Origin of the sequence: Thalassoglobus neptunius (genome assembly GCF_007859735.1) — a bacterium.
In the GTDB taxonomy this organism is placed as follows: Bacteria; Planctomycetota; Planctomycetia; order Planctomycetales; family Planctomycetaceae; genus Thalassoglobus; species Thalassoglobus neptunius.
The window spans coordinates 18,151-42,548 of sequence record NZ_SIHI01000029.1; the positions used below are offsets into that span (position 1 = coordinate 18,151).

The 24,398-nt window shown below is 52.2% G+C and carries 13 protein-coding genes and 1 pseudogene; 4 read left to right on the forward strand and 10 right to left on the reverse strand.

Annotated elements, in window-relative coordinates; genetic code table 11:
• Positions 1 to 165 precede the first annotated feature (165 nt).
• Positions 166 to 792, forward strand: coding sequence for an SOUL family heme-binding protein (locus tag KOR42_RS20685; protein WP_231741043.1), 627 nt, complete (start codon positions 166 to 168; stop codon positions 790 to 792).
• 145 nt (positions 793 to 937) lie between these two features.
• Here the strand turns inward: KOR42_RS20685 and KOR42_RS20690 are convergent, their stop codons facing one another.
• The 5 genes from KOR42_RS20690 to KOR42_RS20710 form a co-directional block, all read right to left on the reverse strand.
• Positions 938 to 2,410: a sulfatase family protein gene (locus tag KOR42_RS20690; RefSeq protein WP_390620907.1), complete on the reverse strand. Its 1,473-nt coding sequence runs from the start codon at positions 2,408 to 2,410 to the stop codon at positions 938 to 940.
• Positions 2,411 to 2,607: 197 nt separating this feature from the next.
• On the reverse strand, positions 2,608 to 6,027 hold the full coding sequence (locus KOR42_RS20695) for a PVC-type heme-binding CxxCH protein (protein ID WP_146511741.1): 3,420 nt from the start codon (positions 6,025 to 6,027) through the stop codon (positions 2,608 to 2,610).
• Between the two features lie 137 nt (positions 6,028 to 6,164).
• Positions 6,165 to 7,409: an SGNH/GDSL hydrolase family protein gene (locus KOR42_RS20700; protein ID WP_146511742.1), complete on the reverse strand. Its 1,245-nt coding sequence runs from the start codon at positions 7,407 to 7,409 to the stop codon at positions 6,165 to 6,167.
• Between the two features lie 87 nt (positions 7,410 to 7,496).
• Positions 7,497 to 8,396, reverse strand: a complete 900-nt coding sequence (locus KOR42_RS20705; protein WP_146511743.1) for a ThuA domain-containing protein — start codon at positions 8,394 to 8,396, stop codon at positions 7,497 to 7,499.
• A gap of 363 nt (positions 8,397 to 8,759) precedes the next feature.
• Positions 8,760 to 9,962, reverse strand: coding sequence for an AraC family transcriptional regulator (locus tag KOR42_RS20710; RefSeq protein WP_146511744.1), 1,203 nt, complete (start codon positions 9,960 to 9,962; stop codon positions 8,760 to 8,762).
• Between the two features lie 342 nt (positions 9,963 to 10,304).
• On the opposite strand from KOR42_RS20710, the gene KOR42_RS20715 reads away from it, so the two are divergent.
• Both KOR42_RS20715 and KOR42_RS20720 read left to right on the forward strand, forming a co-directional pair.
• Positions 10,305 to 13,310: a PSD1 and planctomycete cytochrome C domain-containing protein gene (locus KOR42_RS20715; RefSeq protein WP_146511752.1), complete on the forward strand. Its 3,006-nt coding sequence runs from the start codon at positions 10,305 to 10,307 to the stop codon at positions 13,308 to 13,310.
• A gap of 141 nt (positions 13,311 to 13,451) precedes the next feature.
• Positions 13,452 to 14,846 carry a DUF1501 domain-containing protein gene (locus KOR42_RS20720; protein ID WP_146511753.1) on the forward strand — a complete coding sequence of 465 codons (1,395 nt, stop codon included), beginning with the start codon at positions 13,452 to 13,454 and terminating at the stop codon, positions 14,844 to 14,846.
• Between the two features lie 865 nt (positions 14,847 to 15,711).
• Here KOR42_RS20720 and KOR42_RS20725 read toward each other — a convergent pair.
• The 4 genes from KOR42_RS20725 to KOR42_RS20740 all read right to left on the reverse strand — a co-directional run bounded on the left by KOR42_RS20725 (position 15,712) and on the right by KOR42_RS20740 (position 22,740).
• Positions 15,712 to 16,998, reverse strand: coding sequence for a DUF1501 domain-containing protein (locus KOR42_RS20725; RefSeq protein WP_231741046.1), 1,287 nt, complete (start codon positions 16,996 to 16,998; stop codon positions 15,712 to 15,714).
• Between the two features lie 121 nt (positions 16,999 to 17,119).
• Positions 17,120 to 19,549 carry a DUF1553 domain-containing protein gene (locus KOR42_RS20730; protein WP_146511746.1) on the reverse strand — a complete coding sequence of 810 codons (2,430 nt, stop codon included), beginning with the start codon at positions 19,547 to 19,549 and terminating at the stop codon, positions 17,120 to 17,122.
• 215 nt (positions 19,550 to 19,764) lie between these two features.
• The gene (locus KOR42_RS20735; protein WP_146511747.1) at positions 19,765 to 21,171 is read right to left on the reverse strand and encodes a sigma-54-dependent transcriptional regulator; all 1,407 of its coding nucleotides are present in this window, start codon (positions 21,169 to 21,171) and stop codon (positions 19,765 to 19,767) included.
• A gap of 198 nt (positions 21,172 to 21,369) precedes the next feature.
• Complete coding sequence (locus tag KOR42_RS20740) at positions 21,370 to 22,740, reverse strand: sensor histidine kinase (RefSeq protein WP_146511748.1); 1,371 nt, start codon at positions 22,738 to 22,740, stop codon at positions 21,370 to 21,372.
• 333 nt (positions 22,741 to 23,073) lie between these two features.
• Between KOR42_RS20740 and KOR42_RS20745 the strand changes: the two genes are divergently transcribed.
• Positions 23,074 to 24,105 carry a DUF1559 domain-containing protein gene (locus tag KOR42_RS20745; protein ID WP_390620908.1) on the forward strand — a complete coding sequence of 344 codons (1,032 nt, stop codon included), beginning with the start codon at positions 23,074 to 23,076 and terminating at the stop codon, positions 24,103 to 24,105.
• 20 nt (positions 24,106 to 24,125) lie between these two features.
• Here KOR42_RS20745 and KOR42_RS28140 read toward each other — a convergent pair.
• Positions 24,126 to 24,272: pseudogene (locus tag KOR42_RS28140) on the reverse strand (IS5 family transposase); the annotation flags it as partial.
• Between the last annotated feature and the right edge of the window lie 126 nt (positions 24,273 to 24,398).

The window sequence follows — 24,398 nt, forward strand, 5'->3', positions numbered from 1 at the left end:
AGAGAACGTAAACCACATCGTGCGGTTTCTGAAAATGATCTCAAATTCTCTTTTTGATCAATCTGCGTTCGGCAGCGATTGTGGTCGCATTGCAAGTCCTGTCTAGAATCAAGTGTATCGGCGATTTCACTCAATTGAGAATGCGAGTTCCAAATGAAGATCCCAATGTTCTATCTGTTCGGTGTCAGTATTTTGGCAATCCTGTGCGTCTCAGCATGGAGTGTTTCTGCACGAGCGGGATATGAATCCGCACCATACGAGGTCATCGAATCAGACGGAAACATCGAGATTCGAGAGTACCCCGATTTGATGCTCGCTTCAACGCAGTCCGAGGTTGAAAAGCGCGGCCAGGATGGAAGCTTCATGAAGTTGTTTCGCTACATCAGCGGAGACAACGAAGGGAATCAGAAAATTGAGATGACGACTCCGGTATTTATGGAAGAAGGCGACGAGAACTCAAAGGGGAAGATGGGCTTCGTCATTCCGAAGGATGTGAAAGAGGCAGGTGCTCCGGAACCTCAAAATTCGGACGTCTCTATCTCAACGAGAAAAGGCGGACGTTTCGCCGTGATTCGCTTCTCTGGAATCATGAACACGAAAAAGGCCGACGCTCAGGAAAAGATTCTTCGCGAATGGCTGACGTCCCGCGGGCTTGATGCGGAAGACTCTGCGGAGCGTGCCGGCTACGATGCCCCCTTCGTCCCCGGCCCTCTTCGTCGTAATGAAATTCTGATTCGGCTGAAACCTGAATCGACTTCCGAAAAGTTACCTGAGACAACCGAAGGCAACTAAGAACCTATTTGAGCAACCACGAAGAGTAGAAATTCATTATTAGCAAAGACACTCTCACAGCTTTGATCCAACTTACACCAAAGTCGTGATGTTGAATCATCGCTGCGAGTGAATCAAATTCATTGCACGAATCATCGCAAGTAAACTATTTCGACTTGGAACGTTTGGGGCTCTCTGAATCTTTGTCGTCGATCGAAATGTGTCTGTCGAACAATTCCCCGAATCGTTGGTAGTCGTTGTAATCAACCGCGTGATTCTTCCAGTGTTCGAGTTGTTGGTCATACTTCGATCGCATCATTTCGAGGGTTGCAGTACTTTCAGTGCTGGCCGCCAGGTTTCTCAATTCCAGCGGATCGTTCTGGGTGTCGAATAATTCTTCGGCCGGTTCCATTTCGTCGTCTCCGTACCACCAGTACGTATACTTATACTGTTGAGTCAGGCAACTCAGGCTGTGAGTTGGGAGCGGACCGTAGACGTTGATAAACGACAACTGTTCGTGTCCACCTTCGTCAGGATTCTCTAAAAGCCCGAGCAAACTCTTCCCGTCCATGTTTGACGGAATCGGAATCCCTGCCAGTTCGAGGATCGTGGGGGCGAAGTCAATGTTCCCGGTCAATCGATCGCAACGAACCTGTTTTCCGTTGAGAGGACTCTGCGGGTGGTAGATCAAAAGTGGAACACGAGACGATTCCTCCATCGGAAGGACTTTTGATCCGTATCCGTGTGATCCGCAAATGTATCCGTTGTCGCTCGTAAAGATGACAACTGTGTTCTCGACAAGACCTTGCTTCTTCAACTCATCACGGATCATTCCCACAGCGACATCAATTCCGAACGCCTGCTGATGATACTTGGCCATCTCGCCATCGTAATCGGCGTCGTAGTTCCAATCTGTGAAGCGGGGATACTGTCGTCCCCGCTTGCTTTGAGCTGAGAGATGCTCGCCAAATTCTCGGCCGAAGTTTTCTGGTTTCGTGAACTCTTTGCCCTGGTAGATGTGGTCGAATCGGGGATCAGGAGTTGCTGGCTTGTGCGGAGCTTTGAAGCTGATCGACAGGCAGAATGGCCGGTTCTGACTCGCAGCTTCACGGATGACATCTTGTCCGAAGGCAGCGTATGACAATGTTGAATGAGGATATTCTTTGGCATACTTCTGCATCGACTCATTCTTAGCGGTCTGGTAGTTGGTTTGGCCGGGCCCTCCTCCCCAAGAATCGAAGTCGTCTTCGCAGAGTCCCTTGCCTTCAACCTTGATTCCAAACTTCCCCGCAAACGCTGTGAGATAACCCGCCTCACGTAAGAGCACTGGATAAGACTTCGCCCAGACGTCGGGGTGCATGTCTCCATGAGTAAAATTACAACCGGTTTTATATTCATACATCCCGGTAAAGACGTTTGCCCGACTCGCCATGCAGATCGCAGTCGTGTTGTAATGCTTGTCGAACAGGACGCCATCCTGAGCGAGTCGATCGAGATTCGGTGTCTGAACATCCTCGTTTCCGTAGCATCCGACAGAGTAAGTGCACTGGTCGTCAGCGAAGAGGAAAACAATGTTCGGACGCGTGTCGGTCTCCTCAGCCCGGCAGTCGAGTTGAAGAAAATTCGTGGAGAGAATCATCAGCGCGACAGCGAGATGGAATCGAAGAGAATTGAGCATTTCGAGCGACTCACTTTGGATGGACGAGACGTTGATCATCGTTGCATATCTTTATTCATGATGCTTAACGACTCAAAGCATACATTGAAATGGACTTCGCGCACACACAAGAGTGATCCGCACCAAAACCATTCACTGCTGGTCAGAGAGGCCACTCTTTAGAAGCCACCTTCGGGTTGGAAGACTCCTTCTCCGTTCAGCGATTGCAATTCGACTCGGAGGCCGGTTTGCCGTTTCTCGCGATCAATCGAGAAGACGAGTAAACAGCGTCCTTTGGCGAGTTCAATCGGAGCATCAACGTCGTTAACTTCGGATCCGTCAATCCAGAGGGCGAGACCTTTGGATGAGTTAAGTTTCAGTTGTGCATTTCCCGGAACGAGAACATTCACAGTGCCGCGAAGAAAGACTTTTCCGTCGGTTGTGTAGTCGTCGAGCGGGAGTTCTCCGTTAACTTTGCTGTATGCGGTTGTCCACTCAGCGTCACTGCTTGGAACGTCATCAGATTCGTCACTGGTCACGACTTGCCACTTTCGAATGACTGGACTTTCGTCATTGGCATATGGACCCGGTTTGCCGAGTTCAGATAGAAACTTCACGAGGTCGAGAAACTCTTGACGGTCCCGCAACTGGTCTGCAAGCCCCCCTGGCATGAGAGACGTCGAAGGAACCTCATCTTCGATGTCGCTTGTCGCAATTCTGATTTCCTTTCCAGATTCGGAAGAGTCGCGGATAATGACTTCATCTTCATTTCGGAAAGTGACGATTCCGGTAAGCACCTTGCCAGTCGCGAGGAGAAACGTGCGGGCTTCGTAATGTTCAGCGATCGCGGCATTGGGCTCAAGGATCGATTGAACGAGATACTTCGTTTTCGCTGCCGCCCCAACTCCCACAAGATTCGGACCGATCTCCGCACCGGCGGAACCGATTGCGTGGCAACGTGTGCAGGCAGTACTCATACGTCGATAGATAAGCTCCCCTCTCGCTGGATCTCCAGATTTCTCAGCTTCCAAAGCGAGTCCATCGATATCCTCTGCGAGCAGCATAGCGGTCAGCGATTCTTCGGGTTTCAACGTCGAGAAGAGGTCGACGAGTTCACCGGGAAGCAATCCCGTCTCTCGATGAAAACTGCTGACGCTGGCTAGAAACTCTGGGTGAATTTTGACATCTTGCAGTTCTTCACTTAACAGTCGTCCGCCATTTTGACGGAGCAACAGGAATTTAATGAGTCTCGCAGCGTCCACGTGTTGTGGATCTTCCTCGAATAAATTCGCCGCTGCGGCAACACCTTGAGTGAGATCGACTTGAGCAATCCCGGCGACAGCCGCGTAGCGAGTATCGATGTCTCCGGTTTCTATCAGGTCGAGAAGTGGCTTTTCATAACGATTCTTACTGGTGGTAGAGAGAGCCACGGCCAGAGCCAGTTTCACGTCAAAGCGAACGTCATCATTCTGCAGCATCGAGAGTTCGTCTCGACCGGCGATCCGCCAGCTTCCGAGTGTCTCCGCTGTACGAATTGCAATGGATTCGTTTTCGTGAGCGATTAGTTTTCTTAAGCCGCGAAACTCTCTTCGAAGCGATCTCGAAGCATCACGAGTCGACATTTGCTGCAACGTTTCGAGCATTGCGATCGTCGCTGTTTCGGACTTTAACCCTCCATCGCGACTTAAAGCGTTCACCACTGCTATTAAGTCGTCGTCACTCCCCTCTCTTTGCAGTTGTGACTGAATCGACGCGGTGTCCGGATCTGAGGGGGACTCATCGTTGAGATACTCTCGAAGACGGCGTTGGAAACCCAACCCTGCATTCCGTTCCACGAAATCGCGATGTGTGGACTTCGCAAACCGCAACTTGCCAGCATCAAGAAGAGGTTGCCAATAGGGTTCGAGAGCGGCCATTGTTTGTGGGAGTGCCTGGTCAAGGACCGGATCACCTGGATGGTCGAGCGAATTGAGAGCAGCCAGAAATGCATCGGCGCGCGGAATGAATCCCGCAGATAGAACCGCTTCCATTCGAGTACGAGGAAACGGATCGGCCGCTGCCACAGCGATCATTCCGACTGGATCGGACAACTCACTGTGCCAGTAGCGAATCACTCTTGCACCCGCACTCCTTGCGTGACCATCGTTCGCTGCGAGGACACGCTTCAAAATATCTTCGCTGACACGCTCGACATTTTGGCAAGCCCACATCGCTTCCACGATCTGATGGTCATAGTTGGGATCGTCACGATCCAGCGATTCGACCCAGAGTTCCAAACCAGCCAGAACCTCGTCTGGGTCGCGTTCGCTCAATTCTTTCCTCGCTTGATGGCGAGTCCAGGCTTCCTCGCTCTTCAGGTTTTCAATGAGTTCCTCAATCGAGATGCCGACCAACTTCGGTTTGGAAGCCAGCGGTCTTTCTTTGTGAGTGATTCTCCAGATTCGCCCGTGATCGTGATCGTGATCGCGGCGAGGATCTCGAAAGTCGTGCTGTGCGTGGTTGATGATCGAGTTGTACCAGTCGGCAACATAGATCGCTCCGTCTGGGCCGATCTTGACATCGACCGGACGAAAATTCGGATGACGCGAACTGATCAACGGCTCCAGCACATTCGCGCGAAATCCCGCCCCATCTTCGATGAGTTGATACCGCACAACGGTCCGGCTTTTAAAGCGACCCGTCAGCAACTGCCCACGCAGATCGTCGCCCACATGCGTTCCCGTCGCGAGATCACCGCCACATTGTTTCTCAGTACTGATAAGCGGTTGGACCCGAACCGCTTCGCCACTGTTTCCTGTCGCGGGAGAGAGATACATGATGCGCGGATTATTGACCATAAACGACTGGCCCCAACGATCGAAAACATGGCCCCACGGATTTCCTCCGGTTCCCCGGCAGAACATCCTTAACTCAAGCGTGCGGGGATTAAACTGATACACACCACCATTAAAATTTCGAAGCACTCCGTATTGTGTTTCAACTTGAGCGTGCAGAAAAATTCCTTCCTGAAAGTAAATCCATCCACCGGGACCACGACGCCACGCACTGATGGAATGGTGGCTGTCCTCGATTCCGAACCCGGTCAGCACAAGTTCTTTCACGTCGGCAACATCATCTTCATCGGTGTCTTTCAGGAAAAAGACATCCGGAGACTGAGCGACGTAGCAACCGCCGTTGGCTAGTTCAATTCCCGTCGGAAGATAAAGACCGTCAGCGAAGACTGTCGATTTATCTGCGACCCCGTCGTCGTCGGTGTCTTCGAGGATGATGATTTTATCGTTTGCAACTTCGCCGGGTTTCAGTTGCGGATAGGCCCACGAACATGCGACCCACAACCGCCCGCGCGAGTCCCAGTGCATATGCACCGGGTTCGCAAACATCGGATCGGCCGCGAAGAGATTGACCTGATAGTCAGGGAGCAGATCGAACGTTGCAAGTTGCGATGCGGGATCATGATTGTTCATCAGATCGATATCCGCACCCTTCAGATTGGCTGATTTAATACCAGCGGCATCTTGAGCGAATGCGACTGCTGCGAGACCGAACTCCACGAGCAGCAGCAGAACGGGTACGACCAACGTGTGTGATGTTCGATTCATGTTTGTTATCGGTGCTTCGTTAAAGCATGTTGCATTTGCGTGGGCACTTACTTGGATCAAGTTTATGGTCTTCGACTTCGACAATCGTGTCGATTCACAACAAGCGATTGAGGAGGCGTTGCTGGGTTTATGATCTTTTAGTCAGGAATGCGTGAAAGACACCAATCTCGTGTTTTGAGCTCGGTTCCATCACGTAGCTTGTTGTCGAGAGCATTGGCAAGACGGTTGAATTCGAGAACTTCCTGCGGCAGTGCCCGACCACTTGGCGAGGAGCGACGTTCTCCGACGATGTGAACCTGATTCAGTGCTTTCCAGCTATAAGTAAATTGCAGGTTCTTGTCGTTAACACGTGAACGGAAACGATCCATCTCCTGATGTGCTGGAGAAGAATCGATGGCGACTCCTTGTGCCCAGGCTTCGGCCGTTGCCAGCACCACTGGTTCTTCATTGATTGTCAATTGATAATTTCCGGGGCGAAGATTTTCGACAATCAGTTGATCACGAAGGAATTCAAGTTGTGGAGGCAGCGGTTGATCCGTTGGAGGTCGCAATCGGGGAGGAGTCAGTTCCTGGACCCGGAAGCAGATCTCGGAGTCGTCGGTCGACAAGTCGGTGATGGCGACACCCTGTGAGTCCAGAGCTTGCGTCGATGCATCGATTCGCAACGTCCAGGATTGTGAGTTTTGAGGACGATCCTCTGCAATCAATTGATTCAAGAACGTGTTGCTCATCGCCCAGAATCCGTAGGCGTTGAGGTGAATTCCGTTGTTCGTCAGATTGGGGCCTTCCGACTCGTCCATGAGATATTGGGACATCTCGAAGAGATCGACGAAGTGAAGATTGGCTTCTTTCGCCACTTCTTGCATCGCCCATCGATAATCGCTGAGGTCCCGGTTTCTTTGATCGCACTCAGGTGTCAGGCTGCCATGATCTTCGCAGGCAATTGGCGAAACGAGGATGATTCGAACCGGTGATTTTCCGTTATAGACTTGCCCTGAATAGGAAGCGATTAAGTTCTTTAACTGGGTTTTAAAGTCTTCGAGACCCGCTTCGCCTGCAAAAGACTCGCCCATTCCAAAACAGGCGATAATCACATCCGTCTTGTGTTCTCGGAGTGTTGTTTCTTCAGTTGGAAATCCGGTCGGGCGATCACGCGCGGAAACCATATCGCCACCCCAGCCGAGGTTGCGAATGCTCACCGGGTCTTTACCTGTGTGCTGTAAGAGCAACGTCTCCAGATAGCCATGGATCCGAAGCTGATCGGCGAATGTATTCCCGATGATGGCAATCCGATCACCCGGTTGAATCGGAGATTCAGATGCCGCTGCGGAAGTGGCGAAGAGACAGATCAAAAATGTGCGAATGAAGGGAGATCTGAGCATGAATCTGGAGTCATTCCGATTGCTTGATTGAAGAAGGAGCGATCGACACAAGAAGAACCGCCACAAGAGAAGTGGTGCGTCCTGTTCTTAGCGTCGCAGCTTCTTATCGACGCGTTCAATGTTCCAGGTCGAAACTTCGTCTTCAGCACCGGGAAGAGGGCGATCGAGTGACCAGTGAGCCGCATTGACGAGCATTCGTACGAAGGATTCCTCGGCAAAATCTCCGGGGTGCCCAAATGACGTCCCAAAGACTTTTGCCCCCCATTCGTTTTCCCATGCCCAAGCGACAACGTCTGACTCGTGTGGTTGGACTTCGATGGTTCCAAAGGCTTTATTGAGCGTTCTCGCTCGACCATCTCCTGAGCCTTCCACTAGTGGCAGGCACCCTTCTTCCAATCGCGTCAAATAAAGTGTCCCGGGAGAGACCCAGGATTTCTTCGGGACGTTGGTCATGATTGGATGACTTAACCCTTCTTCAACGACACGAATCTCTGTTTCGCTCGTTTGGTGCACAACGTATGGAGTCCCCAGGACCCGTCGACCAAATCCGTCGTTCCATTCAAAGCGTGGGTGTCCGGACGGATATTTGAATGAGTGGTTGGCGGTGCGAAGTCCAATCACCGGTTTTCCTGAGGTAATGTAATCTTCGATGGGTTGCCATTCGTCATCCGGAAGCTTGAGAAATCGCAGGAAGAAAATTGCAAGATCCGCGTCGGCGAGTGCTTCAATTCCTGGAAGCACGTCGTCCGTTTTCTTTTCCGGATCACCCTCCCCCATAACAACGGTCGTTCGAAATCCGAACCGCTCAAGCTCTTGCGCCAAGACCGGCATCGTCAGTTCCGGAGAATAGTGCAGCGTGCCAACTACGATCACAGCATGCGGTGCTTCATCATCCGCAGCTAGCGCAACTGCTGGAAACAATCCTCCCAGAAACAGCAACAGGGCGATTCCGGTGAGAGCTGGGCCACTTCTTCCATGCTGCTTCATAGGTCTGCATTTCCTGTTTGTATCGGCGAGGGAAACACTGGTTGAGAGTTTTCCTCGACGACGAAACTCACGGGCTACGACTTCTTCATCACTCCAATGATTCTCGCTTCTCTCGATGGAGGCTCCAACCTTACTCCCGTTGCCGACAGCAAAAATTTGCGATTTCATCGCGTTAAGCGTGTATGTCGCTAAGTTGCCTTACAGATCCTTGTCGCAAGACACGTTACTGTGATGCCAGAAATCTAATTCTCACCCCGAATCTTGTGAAAAAGGCGATGCGCTGCCCGTCCAGAAATCTCAACTGTGCGTTTGTAGGCAGCCGTGATTCGTTGGTCACGATGTTCCGAATCGTTGATTGTCAGGCTATGGTGACTTGCGAGAATTCAAGGGCTCGAGGTGTTTGTGATTGTTTCGGTACTCTCCGGGAGTGTGACCGATTGCGCGTTTGAAGACGGCGCACAGCCGTTCCTTATGGCGATATCCCGCCAGTGGGGCGATCTGTTCAAGAGTGAGTGTCGTTTCGCGAAGCAGTTGTTGAACACGAGCGATTTGTGTGGCTGTGATTTCTTCATGAATGGAACGGTTCAGCAGATTGCGAAACCGTCGTTCGAGTTGGCGACGTGACAGGTTCGTATATTCAACAACGTCCCGAACTTTGATTCCCTCACACGCATGTTCACGAATGATGCGACACACTCGAGAAATTTCGCGATCGTCGATGGCATTGACTTGAGTTGAGAGACGCTGCACCACTCTGGCGGGATTAACCAGTTCGACGGGGGCGATTTGGGTGTTTCCTTCCAGCATGCGTTTGAGTGTCTCTGCCGCTCGAAATCCGACGCGGTGTGCATCTGGACGGATGCTCGAAAGGGGTGGATCGCTCAATGGGCAAATCGCGTCGTCGTCATCAACGCCGATAACCGCGAGGTCATCCGGGACGGCGATTTCGAGGTTTTGGCAAAGGTTGAGCACATGCTGACCTCGAATATCATTGCAGACGAACAGGCCTGTTGGGACCTTCAGAGATCGCAACCAGGCAGACATCTGGTCGACATCAGCCAGTCCGGTTTGCTCGATGTCTGTCAGAGTCTTGTCGATTGAGCCGGGAGACTGATAAGAAGCGAACGGACAACGAGATTCTGATGCGAATTCCTGAAAGTGTCGCAATCTGTTCTCGGAATAGTGGGCGTTCTGAAAACCACAGAACGCGAATCGACGAAATCCTCGCTCCCAGAGATGCGTAAATGCGAGACGTGCGACTTCTCGATCATTGGTTTCAATTTGGGGAATGTTCTCAAACAGACGCCGGCACCGAACATCAACGATCGGAACGTTCAAAGCTCGCAGCGGAAGGATGGTGTGGGTGTCGACTCGGGCGATGACTCCACTCAGTGATGAGTTTTGCCACCAATTCGGAAGTCCTGCGTCAATCGACATTTCCTGGTGCAACAATGACCAGTTTGTGCGGGTTCGGGCAAAATCAGAGATTCCCCGGAGGAGATCTCGCCCGTATGATCGTGATGACTCGACGAATAAGCCGATTTTCGGTCGAGAAAGGACTCTCATGTTCTGCTCTCAAATCGAGAAGCGGGAATGATGTCGCATTTTATTAATGTGATGTCGCATTCTATCCTCGACGCATTCCCGTCGCGAGTGCTAAACTTTCTAGAGTTTCGATAATCGTATTTGAATTTGATGAACTGTCGGCATCGTTTTCGTCTCCCGTTCGTTGCGAATCGCACGAGCAGGTTTGGTGGTCCTCGAAACAAACGAGTTCTTCCGAGTACTGACAGCCGCGAAAATGGTCTGACGCAAATCGACTTCAAAAACTTTGGAACCAACTCGAGTTTGAAACTCAGAATCCCCGCCATGCGAGTCCTGTCGCAGTTCATTCAATTTGGAGCGTTCATGCATTCGGTCTGGACGAGAATTGTTTGCCTTTTGTGTTGCGTGAGTACTGGTCTGCTTGCTCTTCAGGCTTTACGTGCGGATGACCAGGAGTTTGCACCAACAGAACTCGAATTCTTCGAAAAGAAAATTCGGCCAATCTTGGCGGAGCATTGCTACTCTTGCCACAGCGCTGAGGCAAAGAAAATCCAAGCGAGCCTGCTCGTTGACAGTCGTGCCGCTCTGATTGCCGGCGGAGACTCGGGCGAAGCCATTACTCCCGGAGATCCTGACTCCAGCTTGCTGATTGAAGCTGTCAAATACGAATCCTACGAGATGCCTCCCAAAGGGAAGCTTTCTTCGGAAGACATTCAAGCACTTGAAGACTGGGTGCGAATGGGAGCTCCCTGGCCCCAAGAGGAAGCTCCGACTGCCGATGCGGTTCAGCCAAAGTTTGATCTCGAATCTCGTCGTTCTGAACATTGGGTTTGGCAGCCGATTCACGCTCCGGAAATTCCCAAGGTTGATCGGGAGTCGTGGCCGAACAATTCGATCGATCACTTTATCCTCTCTCGTCTGGAAGATGCGGATCTGCAACCAGCTGGTGATGCGAACCGTTCTGCGTTGATCAGACGTTTGTATTTCGACCTGATTGGATTGCCGCCCACTCCAGAAGAGGTTGCCGCTTTCGTCAACGACAAATCTCCGCAAGCGGTCGAAGATCTCGTCGACCAGCTTCTGGCGTCACCGCATTTTGGGGAACGCTGGGGCCGACACTGGCTTGATCTTGTTCGTTATGCCGAGTCGCGCGGGCATGAGTTCGATAACGATGCTCCGAATGCCTTTCAGTACCGCGACTATATCATTCGTGCTCTGAACTCAGATATTCCTCATGATCAACTGATCCGGGAGCACATCGCGGGTGATTTGCTCCCCAACCCGCGACTGAATCCCGACAAAGGGTTTAATGAGTCGATACTTGGAACCGGGTTCTGGTTCCTCGGAGAGTGGGTGCACTCACCCGTCGACATTCGCAAGGATGAGTCCGATCGGTTTGACAACATGATCGATGTGATGTCGAAAGCTTTCCTTGGCATGACCGTCTCGTGTGCACGCTGTCACGATCATAAATTCGATGCCATTTCAACGGCCGACTATTACTCGCTCTCCGGATTCCTCGAAAGTAGCGACTACCGTCAGGTTCGATTCGAATCGATCGAACACAATCGAATTGTCGCAGAGAAGTTGGCTCAACTTGATGCAGACTATCAAGAGAAAATCGAGAATGAGCTGCGCACGCGAAATCTCGCGAAACCAACTTCAAAACCTGTGGACTCATCGCTGCAACATCTCGTCGTTTTGGACTACGGAAACGTTTCCTCTTCCGAATTCATGCAGGACGGATTCATTTACGGTGCCCGTCCGAAGCGTGCCGGTGAGTTTTACTGGTCGGACGAAGGCGGAGAGTTGTCGCTCCGAATGTGCACTGAAGATGCCGCCATCAGCGATCCAATCTGGAATGAACTTGAGTCCGTGTGGGAGAAAGGTGTTCACAACAAAAGTCGGTTAGTCACCTTCCCCCGAAGCGGGAGAACCTTGCGAACACCAACGTTTGCTGTGACTGACGGTAATGTGGCCTGCCGGGTGCGCGGAGAGGGGCACGTCGTGGCCTGTGTCGATTCTCATCGACTCATCGCAGGGCCGCTTCACGGTGTAACCATTGCGAAAATCAAGCCGGGAAGCGAATGGACTCATCTTAATTTGCAGCGATACGTGGGGCATCGAATTCACCTTGAATTCACTCCTTCCGAGGGAAAACAGCTACAGGTTTCTCTCGTTACTCGGGGGGCCACTCCCGAACAGCGTCAAGAACTTGGTCGTCGATTCTCGGACCAATTGACCGCAGAACAAGTGGCGGCTGTCGAATCTTTTCTCGACGAAGATGTCAGTGATCTGATTGCCAACTGGAAAACGGAACGTGAACATCTTCAGAGTCAGATCATGACTCGTTCACAGCTCGCGATGGCGATGATGGACGGAACGGGAGAAGACGGGAGAATCCTCATTCGGGGAAATTCCTCAAAGCCGGGAGATCAGGTTCCACGGCACTTCCTGACAGCTGTCAACGGAGGGGAAGTGATGGAAATCCCCATTGGAAGTGGCCGCCTGGAACTTGCTGAGAAAATCAACGCCGCTGACAATCCGCTCACAGCCCGGGTTGCAGTCAATCGAATCTGGCATTTCCTGATGGGCCGAGGAATCGTACCGACGACCGATGATTTTGGAGTCCTCGGAGAACGTCCCACTCATCCGGAGTTGTTGGACCATCTGGCGGTGAAATTTGTGAATGATGGTCGAAGCATTAAGAAACTGATTCGCGAAATCGTCCTCTCACGCGTCTATCAACTTGACTGCGTTCCCGTGGCGGAATCACTTCGGGCCGATCCCAAGAATCAAATGTGGCATTTTCGTCCGCCGAAACGTCTCGAAGGAGAAGTCATTCGTGACGCGATTTTGTCAATTTCCGGACGGCTCGACCCCACACTCTACGGAGAACCTGTTCCGGTTCATCTGACGCCATTCATGGATGGAAGAGGCCGTCCTAAGAATAGTGGGCCGTTGGATGGCGATGGGAGACGTTCAATTTATGTCGCCGTTCGAAGAAATTTCCTTTCGCCATTTATGTTGACCTTCGACACCCCTGCTCCGTTCAGCACGATGGGAAGACGAAACGTCTCGAATGTTCCGGCTCAGTCTTTGATCCTGATGAACGATCCGTTTGTCGTTGAGCAGTCCAAGCTGTGGGCTCAACGGGCGATCGAGGAAAACGATTCGATGGATTCACGACTCGACTGGTTGTATCAGACAGCATTTAGCCGATCCTCGAACGCGCGTGAAAGAGAAGTTGCCATGGAATTTTTGACGGCTTCGAACTCAAGCGGCGGAGATGTCATGAGTGAACAAACCGCTTGGGAAGATTTCGCACACGCACTGATGAACACCAAGGAATTTATCTTCCTTCGCTAACCATCACGTTCCTGAGATCGACGCTGAACATATTCATTTCGAGAGCGACACGCTCGACAGAGTTGGTGAAATAACATGTCAGAACTTCATTTGCCTTACCCTTGCCAACGTTATCGACAAACACCCACAACCCGGCGGGAGATGCTTCTGCAGTGTGCCAGTGGATTCGGGGCAGTCGCTCTGGCAGGACTGGCCAGCAGCCCGGCGTTTGGCAACATTCTGGAAGGTGGCGACGAACTCGGCCGAGCCGATCACGGACCTCATCACGAAGTGCGGGCGAAGAATGTGATCTTCCTGTACATGGATGGTGGGCCTTCTCAGATCGATACCTTCGATCCGAAGCCGATGCTCGACAAGTACAATGGAAAAGATCCCTCGCGACTGTTCGAAGTCGAACCGACTCAGTTCAATAACAATGGAAACGTTCTGGCGAGCCCGTGGAAGTTTCAACAGCATGGGGAGTCCGGGATTCCCGTGAGCAGTCTCTTTCCGAATGTGGCCGAGTGCGTTGACGAGTTGGCAGTCATTCGTTCGATGGTCTCGGAATTTCCTGAGCACACGTTTGCCAACTACTTTCTTCACACAGGCAGTGGTCTTCAGGGACGACCAAGCATGGGAGCCTGGGTCAATTACGGGCTGGGAAGCGAATGCCAGAATCTCCCCGGCTTTGTTGTTCTTAATGGCGGATTGATTCCTCCCGGAGGATTGGATTGTTTCGGGAGTGGTTTTCTTCCGGCGAGTTATCAGGGGTCGGTTTTCAAACCTTCAGGAAGTGGTGTCGCCAATATCGAACGAACGGAATCGACTTCTGATCAGCAGCGTAGCAAATTGGATTTGATCGACCGACTCGATCAGCTGGTCATCGATCAATACGGGTACCACGACAGCCTCGAATCAGCAATCAAGAACTATGAACTCGCGTACGCGATGCAGATGGCTGTCCCGGAAGTGATGTCGCTCAGCGACGAACCGGAACATCTTCAGAGGATGTACGGGATGGAATCCGAGTATGAACCGACTCGGATTTACGCCGCTCAGTGTTTGATCGCCCGACGAATGGTTGAGAAAGGTGTGCGGTTCATCGAATTGACCTGCCCAAATGTTGGCGGTGATCGTTGGGATCAGCATGGAAAACTCAAGCAGGGTCACGAGAACAACGCTCGCGCAGTCGATCAGCCGATCGCCGCCCTTCTCAAAGACCTTCGCCAACGCGGAATGCTCGATGAGACGCTGGTTGTCTGGGCTGGGGAGTTCGGAAGAACACCCTTCGCACAGGGGAAAGATGGTCGAGACCATAACCCGTTCGGATTTTCGGTTTGGATGGCTGGTGGAGGAGTTCGGCCCGGTTCGATCTACGGGGCAACGGACGATTGGGGATACAAGGCGATCGAGAACCGTGCCGAGATTCATGATCTGCATGCAACGATGCTGCATCTCATGGGCGTCGACCATACGCGTTCGACGTTCCGCTTCGGTGGGCGAGACATGCGGCTCACTGACGTGAAGGGACACGTCATCCACGATGTCATCGCGTAGACCATTTTCAAGGTCTCTACGCACCCGCCTGCACGCTTCACAGTTGCTGATCGCTCCCGGTGAATGGTGCGTTCGCATCTGCGAAATCGTGAAGAAAAGAGATGACAACGATCCGGCTGAAGGGAATTGCGTTGTTGAGCCATGCCACGCGGCTCAATCAATTCACGCTTTTCAATCAAGTCACTTCGTCATCAGAAGAAAGAATGAGCATTTCGATGGAATGCTGTGCCCGCCCCACTTAGAAGAATTGCGAGTCAACTTCTGAAGCTCGCGTGGCAGAACGCGTTAACGATCATGCCCAAAGTATCAAAAAACTTTCCGCCCGGATTTCTCCGGACGGAAAGAAGGCCCACTTCACTGGATCTGACGTCGGAATCATCGTAAGTCTCTAAGTCCAAACTTTGACTCCCAAAATGTCAGCCGACCGGCGCCCCGGCCCGGGTCGCAGATCAATCACAGTGTCATTTTCAATCGTAATTTGTTTCCAAATGTTTTTGTGAGGAAGTTTCGAAACCTCAAACCATTCTTTGTTGGGGACACCAACTGTCGATTCAAAAGGTGTTTGAAACCGCCTCTACTATTCCAAGCGAGATTCACGGCTGGAATGTGCCACGAAAATGACAAGATTCCTTGAAATTGCAAAAATTCAATTTGCAATGCCCGATTTTCGACTGTGGGGCAACGATTTCGAGGAAGAAAGACGCCAAAGAACTCGGACCAGCATCGAAGCTGATTGGATTTCTCAATCGCTCTTTTGGGAAATCTCCGGGCATGTGACTCGAAATTCCAAAGGATTCCGGCTTTCCGAATCGTTCACCGGTCTTGGGCTCCAGTGGGCTTTTTCTGGGGAGCCGTCCTTACTTGCTCACGAGATGAGTGAGTGGAGGATGTTGCCGTGGACGTCCGTCAGGCGGAAATCTCGGCCAGCATGGCGGAAAGTCAGCCGTTCATGGTCCATTCCGAGCTGGTGGAGGATTGTGGCATGCAGGTCGTGGACTTCGACTGGATCTTCGACGGTGTACTTCCCGATTTCGTCAGTGACCCCGTGGACGTGACCGGGCTTGAAGCCTCCCCCGGCAAGCCAGACGCTAAAGCAGTCACGGTGATGTCCGCGACCGTTGCTTCCTTCCCGAGTGGGTGTCCTTCCAAATTCTGTCGCCCACAAGACGATTGTTTCATCCAGGATGCCGCGTTGTTTGAGATCGGCAAGGAGGGCTGCGGTCGGTTGATCGACGTTGTACGCGAGATCTTTGTGTTCGTTCATCTCCCCGTGGGAGTCCCAGTTCGGACGCGATCCGGTGTCGATCAATTCGATAAATCGGACACCGCGTTCGACGAGACGCCGAGCGACGAGGCATTGCCAGGCGAAATCAGCTCCGGGCCCCTTCACTTTGCGGTCAATTCCGTAAAGCTGGCGAATGTGTTCCGGTTCATCGTTCAGATCGAATGCTTCCGGAGCGGAATGCTGCATTTGGAAAGCGGTTTCGAATGATTTAATTCGCGCAGCGAGGGCTGTGTCATGCTCTCGCGAATCGAGATGCAGCTTGTTTATGGAGCGAACAAGGTCAAATTCAAGATGCTGAAGTGACTCGGACTGACCGGGAGCTTTCAGATTGGCGATCGGATTGTCACCCGGGATGACTCTGGTTCCCTGATGAACCGCTGGCAAGAAATCGCTTGCGTAAACCTGCGTTCCGCCATATGGCAAGTGAGGAGCGATCACGACAAAACTTGGAAGATTCTGATTGAAGGTTCCCAACCCGTAGCTAATCCACGATCCCATGCTCGGTCTCGCGAACGTCGGCGAACCAGTGTGCATTCCGAGTGTTGCTTCGGAGTGATCAAAGTGAGAGGCCCTCATCGACCGGATGAGGCAGACTTCGTGCATCATGTCCCGCAAGTGCGGAAAAATGTTGCTCACTTCTGTTCCGCACTCTCGGTTGGGTTTCGCTCCAAAGAGATTGCCCATCAACTTGTCTTTTCCGGAGCCGTCTCGTCCATTGGACGTCGATTTCGGGTCGAAGGTGTCAATGTGAGAGACCCCTCCCGTCGCGTAAATGAAGATGACAGACTTCGCCGGTGCCGGACGATGTGAGCGTCGAGGCTGAGTCGGATTGTCTTCGGCCAAAAGCTGAGAAAGGACTCCCGGCATCAGAAGGGATCCACCGAAGAGTGAGCGGATCATGGTTCGGCGGTGGAGGTTGTGAGTTTGCATATCAATCAAATTGACGTGTGTTTGAATTCTGGCACGGAAAAACAGCTGTCAGCGGAAGTCAATCGATGTAAAGGAATTCGTTCAGCCGCAGTAAGCTTCGCACAAGGCTCGCCATGGCGACTTTTTCCTGCTCAGCCCCCGAAGGAATTGCGTCTCGCACTGCTTCGAGGTGTTGCAGCATGAGTTGATGTTCTTCCGGTGATGGATCGCGGCACAAGATGGACTTGAAAATATGGCGCAGGTCCGCTGATTCGGAGTCGTTTTCATCCGTCCACATTGCAGCCATCTTTTCTGCCTGCTCATGCAGAAATTCGTCATTGACGAAGTAGAGAGCTTGCAGCGGTGTGACCGACTCGTCCCGGTCGCTGGTGCAGACGTTTGGATCGGGACCATCAAACGTTTGGAAATACGGCTTGGCGGTGAGACGCCGAGTCATCAGGTAGACGCTGCGCTTGTTGCTGGGGTAGTCGTCTTTGAATGGGTGATGCTGGGTGTATTTCCACTTTGAGTACGGAGGAATCGCATAGGGTTCGGTTTGTGGAGAAGTGTCCAGCGCGTTGGAGAGAATGAGCAGCGTGTCGCGGATGGACTCTGCATCGAGACGTTGGCGATGAAATTTCCAGTACAGGGTATTCGAAGGATCAGTCTTGAGATTTTCTTCGAGATCTTCGCTCGAGAGCTGGTAAGCTCGCGAATTCATAATCCTGCGATGGAGGTGTTTGATCGACCAGCCGTGATTCATAAAGTCTGTTGCCAGCCAGTCGAGCAACTCGGGATGCTTGGGGACTTGTCCTCGAAGTCCAAAGTCGCTGGTGCTTGATACAATTCCCACACCAAAGTGACGTTGCCAGACCCGATTGACAATCACTCGTGCCGTGAGAGGATTGTTCTCGTCGGTTAACCATTGAGCGAGTTGTCGACGTCCGCTCTCCTGGTTCGAAACAGACTCGCTCAGCGTCTGGCCTCCGAGGACTTCGGGAAAGTGTCTCGGAACGACAGCCCCGAGTCGGTCAGGTTCGCCCTTGATCTGAACGCGTGAGTCGTGTGGAGTGGCATCCTTCACCGCATATGCAGAAGGAACCGGTGGAATCTCTTTCAGGTGAGCAGCGAGTTTCTCGCCAGCCCGACGAGCACGAATCAGCATTGCATCAAGCTCGTCGCGCATCTTTCGCTGTTCGTCAACAGTTGCTGTGAGTGCCTTGGAAGCATTCTGGATCGACCGTTCTTCGCATTCGTCGAGGAGAGCTTTCAGTTCATTCTCGAGTTGAACTGTTTTCTCTTGAAATGGTCCGGTGATGGCTTCGACTTCGGACGGGGCAACGAGCGGAACAAGGTCGTGCTGTGTCTGGAAGAGTTCCAGTCCGGGGAAGGGATAGCGCGTGCTTGAGAAAATTCCATAAAGCCCGTAGTAATCCCGAGTCGAGATCGGGTCGAACTTGTGATCGTGACAGCGGGCACAGGAGATGGTGAGGCCCAGGACGGTGCGACCGAGATTGTCGATCGTGTCCTCGATTGTCAGGTGCCACGGATATCGTTCGACGAGCGAACCAAATCTTCGGGACATCGCGAGATAGCCCGTTGCGATCAGTTGTCGATTTTGTTCCTCAATGGTCTCTGCTGGCAATAAATCGCCAGCGATCTGCTCAGTGAGAAAACGGTCATACGGGAGATCATTGTTGAATGACTCGATGATGTAGTTGCGGTACAGAAATGCTTGCGGGATTGGAAAGTCCGAATTGTCGCCCGCGGTGTCTGCGTAGCGGACCCAGTCCATCCAGTGTCGTCCCCATCGCTCACCGTACGAAGGCCGAGAAAGAAGACCATCGACCAACTGTGCGAATGCGGTGCGTTTGCCCTGCTCTTCCACTGACTGGAGAAAATGATCGATCTCTTCAGGAGTCGGCGGAAGTCCGGTAAGTCCGTAAGTGGCTCTTCGAATCAGAACGATGGGAGAAGCATCCGGGACGGGCTGCAAATGTTCCGATTCTCGTCGCGCCTGAAGGAATCGGTCGAGCGGAGAGTATGCCCACGATTCGTCGTTCACTTCAGGTGGATTCGGAGAGCGAATCGGTTGAAACGACCAGTGGTCGGACAATGCTTCTGTTTCTTCGTTGTCCGGATCGACCGACTTCGACCAGTCTGCGCCCTCAATGATCCATTGTCGCAGAATTTCAATTTGCGACATTGACAAACGGTCCCCATCGGGGGGCATTTGCAATTCTTCGGCGGAAGTTGTAACTCGCTGAAGGATTTCACTCGATTCAGGGGCTCCGGGGACAACCGGCATTTCTCCCGAATCCGCTTCGTGAAACACAGACTTTCGATCATCGAAACTCAGGCCGCCATTTCGATCGTCTGCAGAATGGCAGTCGGAACAATGATCCTGAAAAATCGGCAGGACATCCTTCTCGAAATCAACACCACTGCACGTGCCTGAAGAGAAACTGATCAAGGCCAGTATCGAAAATTGGTTCGCCCAAAATCGCATTGTTGTGAATACTTCCAATGTCAAACGAATCAAAAAGTTGCGATCAGTATATCTTCGACATTGAGCGTTGTAATCTCTGATTCAAAAGAATGTGGTTCCGTTTGTTCGGGGCGTCAGTCAGAAATCGAGAGCCACAAGCCATTATCCGTCAGCTTTTGTGGCCCACGACAAGTGCTACAGAAGGTCAAGAAACGGCGAAACCGATCGACAGACGGTCAGTCCATTTGGTGCTTCTTCATCTTGTCACGAAGCGTTTGACGATGAATTCCGAGAATTTTGGCAGCCTCCTGTCGATTTCCTTTCGAGAGCTGCAGGACTTCCTCGAAAAGGAGTGGTTCTGTTGTTTCCAGAAACGCGTCGTAGAGACCCGAGTCGAGTTCGCCGTCGCTTTGAGAATCGGCGCAATGTCTGACCCAGTCGCGCACAGTCTGCTCAAGGTTGTCGAGAGGTTGTGCTTCACGCGGCTGCTTGATTGATGAAGAGACAACAGGAATGCAGTCCGCTGTTAATTGTCCGGAGCGAGTGGCAAGGACAGCCTGTTCAATGACATTTCGCAGTTCGCGGACATTCCCGTGCCACGGGCGTTTGGTCAATTCTTCAACCGCTGAATCGGAAAGAGTGACGCGTCCTTGAGGATCAACCGCTCGCATGAATTTGTTCGCGAGAATTGGAATGTCTTCCGTCCGTTCGCGAAGCGGCGGAATCTGGATCTGATAGACATTGAGTCGGTAGTAGAGATCTTCCCGGAATGACTGGTCGGCAACCATCGCTTCGAGATTTCTGTTTGTCGCTGCGATTAACCGAAAGTCGGTCTGACGTGGCTCGTTGCTTCCGACCGGTGTAATGACTTTCGATTCGAGGACTCGCAAGAGTTTCACTTGGAGCGAGGGGGAAATGTCTCCAATTTCATCGAAGAAGGCGGTGCCACGATCTGCTGCTTCGAGAAGCCCGATTCGATGATCGACAGCTCCGGTAAATGCTCCGCGCGCATGTCCGAATAATTCGCTTTCGACAACGGATTCGTTGAATGCGGGGATACAGACCGGAATAAACGGTTGCTTGGCTCTCTTGCTGTATCGATGAACCGCGGCAGCGACGAGTTCTTTTCCTGTCCCGCTTTCCCCGGTGATGAGAACGGGGACATCCTGATCGGCGACAAGAGCGATGTGTCGATAAATGGCTTGCATCGCAGGAGAAGATCCCAGGAGCTGACCCGTTTCTGCTACGTTTCCTGCGGTCTCAGTAGAGGGGGTTTCCGATGAAGAATGCGTCAGTGCTCGATTGACCGCATGCGTGACCTGATCGAGGTCAAAAGGCTTGAGCAGGTATTCAAAGGCGCCACGGTGAATCGCCTGGACGGCGGTCTCCAGATCCCCGAATGCAGTCATCACAATGACTGGCGTCGTCGCTGCTCTCTCTCGAATGTGGTTGAGTGCGGCGAGGCCATCCATTCCGGGAAGACGCACGTCGAGCATGACAAGATCGGGGGACAACTGTTCGAGGTTTTGCAGTGCCTCTTCCGCAGTCGATGAGACGGTGACAGTGTGACCGTCTTCGGACAATGCCTGCTGAAGAGCCCAGCAGATTGTTGGTTCGTCATCAACGACAAGAATACGACTCATAAAAATGTTCTTTGAGTGGTGGTTAAGTACCCGCCATGATCTTCTGACTGGGAGACTGAGGGAAGCTTTCGGGGAGTCGAAAGGCAACTGCAAACGGGTTCCAAGTGACGTTGGAATTCAGGCGTCCGGAAGTCTCGCATGATATTTCTTTAAGGATCATCGCAGAACCTTCTCGATCCGCCGGGCGTTTTTCAGGATTTAGCAATTCTCCGTTTGGTCTATGACCTCATCTTGAGAAGTGCACGGAAGGACGAATCGAAACGTCGTCCGTTCTCCTGAAATGTATTCCAGTGAGCCTCCGTTGTCTTCAGCTGCCTGGAGCGCAAGTGCCAGTCCAAGTCCCGCTCCTTCCGGTTTGGTAGTGAAAAACGCCTGAAACATCTGTTGGCTGACCTTCGGAGGAATCGGCGGACCAGTGTTCGAAATTTCGATGGAAATCTGCTGAGGATGGACTTCCGTGCGGACATTGACAGATCCATTCGGTCCTGTCGCTTCGAGGCCATTGATCAGGATGTTTAAGAACGCCCCGCGGAGTGCATCGGAATCAGGAACGCAACAGCGGATGTCAGCTGCGTCGGAGGTCAGCTCAATTTGCTGATGAGCACACAGCGGTTGGACGAGCGAAACAGCGTCGGTCAGAAGATCTCCCAATTGTCCGGAAAGTGTTTGCGTCGATTGTCCTCGCGAAACCCGCAACAGGGCTTTGATCTGCTCCTCTGTCAGGGAGAGTTGTTTCAATGCGACATGAATCGATTGATCGTCGGATTGTGGACATCGACGCTGATGAAGTTGGAGAGAGACACGCGCTCCAGTTAAAGAATTCCGCAGCTGGTGAGCGAGTCCTCCGACCAGTTGAGTCAGCATGAACGATCGCTCGGTGTCCTTGAGTTGTTTGAGAGACTGATCCAGCGCGGATGACATGCTGTTGATCGACTCTGTCAGTCCACGCAGTTCATCGTTGAGCGGAGAAAGCGGGACCGGTGTGAAGTCTCCGTCGGCGATCCGCGCAACCTGTGACTGCAACTGACGGATTCGATTTGAAAATCGACTGGCAATCCACAACGATAAAATTGTCGTCAGGAATAGAAGGACGACACCGATGAGAATAGGAGGAAGAATCGCTTGTGTTCGAGCAGCCTGTAATCGACTTTCTGAATAGAGGATCAAAACTCGGTTGCGTTGCGAGCCCGCCTTTCGTGTCACCAATCGGGAAAGATATCTTTGCCCCAGTATTGTTTTGATGACAGTAGATTCTTGTGGCTGTGGCTGGAAAATCTGTTTTTGTAGTCGTTGGATGGAAGCCTTCAGAGTGGTGTCGACGATCATTCCGTTGTCGTCGAGAACGATGAGATGAGCCGTCGACAATCGGTGCAGTTCTTCGAGAATCGCTGGCGTGAGTGGATAGCTGGCTGACTCGATCGTGGCGGTGACTCCGTCGAGTCGGGAATGCAACTCGCGATCAACCTGGCGAATGGCTGTCCACACAGCAAAGGCAGCGACGATGGCAATGGTCACAATCTGAATCAGAACGAAAGGAACCAGGATCTGATTTCGAATCGGCCAACGCATTGGAGTCTCGTTTCCGGTGAATTTCTTCAAGCAGCTTCGAGTGAGTTTGACGGATTCTCACGAGCCTGCACAGGGAATCATCGACGTTTACGCATTCTGGTCATGGAGTGGCCGGGAGAAAATTGTTGAAGAGTTTTTCGCCACGGTGGCGAAGAGTTCGCCATTGGGAAGAGTGTTTCGACGAATCAACCGAACAGCTCAACGCGAAAGTCAGGCATATTCCACTGTCAGATCATTTTCCCGCCTGCGGAACGGTATTTGTTGGGAGTGACTTCACGTGCCGGGAATTCCCCACCTTACAAATTGCGAGCCGACCGACGAACGCTCGTCAGCCTGGAGTACGATGAATTGTTGATTCGGAAAACAAGACAAAAGGGATTTACTCTCATTGAACTGCTGGTCGTTATTGCGATCATCGCGATCCTGATCGCCCTGCTCCTTCCCGCCGTTCAGCAGGCGCGAGAAGCGGCGAGACGAACACAGTGCAAGAATCATCTCAAACAACTCGGTCTTGCTGTTCACAACTATATGGACGTGAATCGCTTTCTTCCCCCGGGTGCGTCCATCGATCTGTCTGTGACCAATACCGCGAACAACGGGTCATGGGGAGTTCATGGCCGCATCCTCCCCTATTTGGAACAGGGGAATCTGTATAACGGCGTAGATTTGTCGACCGCGTGGGATTTTCAAGCGGCGATTGATGGTGTCAAAATCCCGGTGTATGCCTGTCCGAGTGACCCGGGAAGCGATCGCGCCCGTGATCCCGGCGGCGGAAAAGTGACACTCTATCCCACGAACTACGGATTCAATTACGGATCATGGTTCGTCTTTGATCCTTCCAACAGGCGAAAAGGAGACGGGCTCTTTGCACCGAACGCGAGTTGGAGTTTTCGGGACGCTACTGATGGATCGTCCAACACTCTCCTCGCGGCCGAAGTGAAAGCGTGGACCCCCTATCAACGAAACGGAGGACCTCCGCAGGTGGCGATTCCTCAGAATGAGGCCGAAGTTGAGCTTGCCGTCGCTTCCGGAGTTCAGTTCAAAGATACTGGTCATACCGAGTGGCCGGACGGTCGTGTTCATCACTCGGGAGTCACGACGACGCTCGCGCCGAATTCGCGAGTTGTTTACAACAATGGTGGCGCTGAACATGAAGAGATGGACTACAACTCCTGGCAGGAAGGAAAAGATGGCGTGAATGGAAATCCGACATACGCAGCCATCACCTCTCGTAGCTTTCACACGGGCACGGTTCAAGTTGTGCTCATGGATGGAGGCGCTCGCACGATCAGTGAAAACATCGACCTCGGTATCTGGCGAGGTTTAGGAACCCGAGCAGGCGGGGAAATTCTTGGCGAGTTCTAAGAGCCTATCCGGAATCCTCTTCATGCTGTAAGTCGGTATTTGAACGGAGCTTGGTTGGGTGAAGGAGCTAAGCGGCGGAGCATGCGACCAATGGAAGCCACATAGATCATGGCTTCGCTCGATTTGGTGTGATGTTCATAGTCACGACTCAAGCGTCGCCAGCGCCCTAGCAGCCCGTTGAAAAACTCGCATTGATGGGGGAGATGAATTATCTTTCAGCAGTTGGAGTTGATCAAGGAGGAAACGATGGCGTTGGGGCGACGGAAATCGGAAGTTCAGGGTGAGTTGTGGGT

Excerpts from the sequence above, each read along its gene's own strand:
- KOR42_RS20685 (WP_231741043.1), top strand. The coding sequence starts at position 166 with ATGTTCTATCTGTTCGGTGTCAGTATTTTGGCAATCCTGTGCGTCTCA.
- KOR42_RS20690 (WP_390620907.1), bottom strand. The coding sequence starts at position 2,410 with ATGATTCTCTCCACGAATTTTCTTCAACTCGACTGCCGGGCTGAGGAG.
- KOR42_RS20695 (WP_146511741.1), bottom strand. The coding sequence starts at position 6,027 with ATGAATCGAACATCACACACGTTGGTCGTACCCGTTCTGCTGCTGCTC.
- KOR42_RS20700 (WP_146511742.1), bottom strand. The coding sequence starts at position 7,409 with ATGCTCAGATCTCCCTTCATTCGCACATTTTTGATCTGTCTCTTCGCC.
- KOR42_RS20705 (WP_146511743.1), bottom strand. The coding sequence starts at position 8,396 with ATGAAGCAGCATGGAAGAAGTGGCCCAGCTCTCACCGGAATCGCCCTG.
- KOR42_RS20710 (WP_146511744.1), bottom strand. The coding sequence starts at position 9,962 with ATGAGAGTCCTTTCTCGACCGAAAATCGGCTTATTCGTCGAGTCATCA.
- KOR42_RS20715 (WP_146511752.1), top strand. The coding sequence starts at position 10,305 with ATGCATTCGGTCTGGACGAGAATTGTTTGCCTTTTGTGTTGCGTGAGT.
- KOR42_RS20720 (WP_146511753.1), top strand. The coding sequence starts at position 13,452 with ATGCTTCTGCAGTGTGCCAGTGGATTCGGGGCAGTCGCTCTGGCAGGA.
- KOR42_RS20725 (WP_231741046.1), bottom strand. The coding sequence starts at position 16,998 with ATGCCGGGAGTCCTTTCTCAGCTTTTGGCCGAAGACAATCCGACTCAG.
- KOR42_RS20730 (WP_146511746.1), bottom strand. The coding sequence starts at position 19,549 with ATGCGATTTTGGGCGAACCAATTTTCGATACTGGCCTTGATCAGTTTC.
- KOR42_RS20735 (WP_146511747.1), bottom strand. The coding sequence starts at position 21,171 with ATGAGTCGTATTCTTGTCGTTGATGACGAACCAACAATCTGCTGGGCT.
- KOR42_RS20740 (WP_146511748.1), bottom strand. The coding sequence starts at position 22,740 with ATGCGTTGGCCGATTCGAAATCAGATCCTGGTTCCTTTCGTTCTGATT.